Here is a 258-nt window from a genome sequence, read left to right on the forward strand (position 1 = left end):
AGGCCCATACCGATGCCCGCTGGGTGGTGTTGTATGTCCGGCGGTGGCTGACTGCTGGGCTGTGCATGCCCGGCGGGGATGTGGTTGATCGTGATGTGGGGACACCGCAGGGTTCTGCGGTGTCTCCGGTGTTGGCGAACCTGTTTTTGCACTATGTGTTCGATGCCTGGATGGCCCGGGAGTTCCCGGGGTGCCGGTTTGAACGCTATGCCGATGATGGCGTGGTGCACTGTCGCACGTTGGTGCAGGCGGAGCAGG

The 258-nt window shown here is 63.2% G+C and carries 1 protein-coding gene; it reads left to right on the top strand.

The annotated features are described in order from the left end of the window. Positions 1-258, top strand: a 258-nt coding sequence (locus IZR01_RS54980; RefSeq protein ID WP_267255031.1) for a reverse transcriptase domain-containing protein, incomplete at both ends; no start/stop codon positions are given.

It is taken from the genome of Catenulispora pinisilvae, from assembly GCF_015356865.1.
Lineage (GTDB): Bacteria > Actinomycetota > Actinomycetes > Streptomycetales > Catenulisporaceae > Catenulispora > Catenulispora pinisilvae.